3 protein-coding genes are annotated in these 2,642 nt (G+C 71.8%); all 3 read left to right on the top strand.

Going from position 1 to position 2,642, the window contains the following annotated elements; translation table 11 throughout:
* Positions 1 to 571, top strand: a 571-nt coding sequence (locus tag G6023_RS13520; RefSeq protein WP_277817535.1) for a phosphopantothenoylcysteine decarboxylase domain-containing protein, incomplete at its 5' end; no start/stop codon positions are given.
* 60 nt (positions 572 to 631) lie between these two features.
* Positions 632 to 1,843, top strand: coding sequence for a methionine adenosyltransferase (gene metK / locus G6023_RS13515; RefSeq protein WP_182636002.1), 1,212 nt, complete (start codon positions 632 to 634; stop codon positions 1,841 to 1,843).
* A 44-nt stretch (positions 1,844 to 1,887) separates the two neighbouring features.
* Positions 1,888 to 2,642 (top strand): primosomal protein N' family DNA-binding protein (locus G6023_RS13510; RefSeq protein ID WP_472986446.1); only part of this gene is annotated, 755 nt, incomplete at its 3' end.

The following is a 2,642-nucleotide window of genomic DNA, read 5'->3' as shown; positions in this document are numbered from 1 at the left end:
GACCCTGGTGACGTCCTCCGATCTGCCGACCCCGCCCGCCGTCGAGGTCGTCCACATCGAGTCCGCCCTCGAACTGCGGGAGCAGACGCTGCGCGCGGCCGCGCGGGCGGACGTGGTCGTCAAGGCCGCCGCCGTCGCCGACTTCCGGCCGACCGACGTCTCCGACTCAAAGCTCAAGAAGGGCAGCGGATCGGAGCCCGCGGAGATTCGACTGGAGCGGAACCCGGACATCCTCGCCGACCTGGTCGCCGCGCGCGCGGCGGGGGACGTCCCGGCCGACTGCGTGCTGGTCGGTTTCGCCGCCGAGACCGGCGACGCGTCGGGCACGGTCCTCGAGCACGGCCGAGCCAAGCTCGCCCGCAAGGGGTGCGACCTCCTCGTCGTCAACGAGGTCGGCCGGGACACCACCTTCGGACAGGACGTCAACGGCGGCTGGATCCTCGATTCGGGCGGCGGCGAGACGGCCCTCGAGCGCGCCAGCAAGGACCTCCTGGCCGACCGTCTACTCGACGCGATCGTGGGGATCGCTCGCGGGCGGACCGGGCGGAGTGACGCAGACCGCACCGACTAGTCTGTCCCCACGCGATCGGCAACGATCACACGCGATCCCACCATGGAAGAGAGAACCACTGTGACGCAGGCACGTCGGCTGTTCACCAGCGAGTCCGTGACCGAGGGGCATCCGGACAAGATCTGTGACGCGATCTCAGATTCGATCCTGGACGCGATGCTGGAGCAGGACCCGGCGGCCCGCGTGGCCGTGGAGACGATGGTCACCACCGGCATGGTCCACGTGGCCGGCGAGGTCAAGACCACCGGTTACGTGGAGATCCCGCAGCTCATCCGCGACAAGATCGTCGAGATCGGTTACGACTCCTCGGACAAGGGTTTCGACGGCGTCTCCTGCGGCGTGTCGATCTCGATCGGGCAGCAGTCGCCGGAGATCGCCCAGGGCGTGGACACCTCCCACGAGGCCCGCACCTCCACCGACTCGGTCGAGGACGCCATCGCCCGCCAGGGTGCCGGCGACCAGGGCCTGATGTTCGGCTACGCCTGCTCGGACACCCCCGAGCTCATGCCACTGCCCATCGCGCTGGCCCACCGCCTCTCGCGGCGGCTGACCGAGGTGCGCAAGGACGGCACGCTGGCCTACCTGCGGCCGGACGGCAAGACCCAGGTCACCATCGAGTACGACGGCGACCGCGCGGTCCGGCTGGACACCATCGTCATCTCCACCCAGCACGCCGACGGCGTCGACCTGGAGACCACCCTGCGCGACGACCTCACGCAGCACGTGATCGACCCGGTCCTGGCCGAGGCCGCCGGCGGGATCGACACCGCCGACTTCCGGCTGCTGGTCAACCCGACCGGCCGGTTCGTCCTCGGCGGCCCGATGGGCGACGCCGGCCTGACCGGACGCAAGATCATCGTCGACACCTACGGCGGCATGGCCCGCCACGGTGGCGGCGCCTTCTCCGGCAAGGACCCGTCCAAGGTGGACCGCTCCGCCGCCTACGCCATGCGCTGGGTCGCCAAGAACATCGTCGCCGCCGGCCTGGCCGAGCGCGTCGAGGTCCAGGTCGCCTACGCCATCGGCAAGGCCGCCCCGGTCGGGTTGTTCGTCGAGGCGTTCGGCACCGAGAAGGTCGACATCGACCGACTCCAGCAGGCGGTGACCGAGGTGTTCGACCTGCGGCCCGGTGCGATCATCCGCGACCTGGACCTCAAGCGTCCGATCTACGCCCCCACGGCCGCCTACGGACACTTCGGCCGCACCGACATCGACCTGCCCTGGGAGCGCACCGACCGCGTCGACGAACTCAAGCAGGCCGCCGGACTCTGACGCCGTCACCCCGTGTGTCGTAGCGGGGTGCGAGGATCCCGCACGTGACCACCACGCGCCCAGCGACCCGGGTCGCGGCGGCCGATGCCCCCGTGGCCCGGGTCCTGCCGTTGCTCGGGGTCTTCCATCTCGACCGGGAGTTCGACTACCTGGTCCCCGAGTCCCTCTCCGCCGAGGCGGTCCCGGGCGTGCGGGTGAGGGTGAGGTTCGCCGGCCGGCTGGTCGACGGTTTCCTCGTCGAGCGGCGCGCGCAGACCGATCACCAGGGGGATCTCGCCTGGCTGGAACGCGTCGTCTCACCCGAGCCCATCCTCACCCCGGCTCTGCTCCGGTTGGTCGACCTGGTGGCGCGGCGGTGGGTGGGCATGCGCTCGGACGTGATCCGGTTGGCGATCCCGCCGCGCCATGCGGCCGCCGAGAAGTCCGTTCCCGAGCCGGGGCCGCCCCTGGGGGTGTCGGTGGGGCCGGTAGAGATGCCGGAGGGGTGGGGCGACCACCCGATGGTCGCGAGGTTCCTCGAGGCCGCGACCGGCGCCGTCCCCGCCCGCGGGGTGTGGACGGTCCCGCCGGGACGGGACTGGGCCCGGGCCCTGGCGACCCTCGCCGACTCCCTGCGACGTCGTGGGCTCCAGGTCCTCCTGATCGTCCCGGACCAGCGGGACGTCGACCGTCTCACCGCGGCCTGTCGGGAGGTCGTCGGCGGCGGCGCGGCCGGTCGGGACCTCGTCACGGATCTGTCCGCCGGGGTCGGGCCGTCCGCCCGGTACCGACGGTGGTTGCGGGCGATCCGTGGCCACGC

Origin of the sequence: Dietzia sp. DQ11-71 (genome assembly GCF_014144995.1) — a bacterium.
GTDB lineage: Bacteria > Actinomycetota > Actinomycetes > Mycobacteriales > Mycobacteriaceae > Dietzia > Dietzia kunjamensis.
Note: the sequence above shows the minus strand (reverse complement) of the source record. Positions and strands in the feature narration are given on the sequence as shown.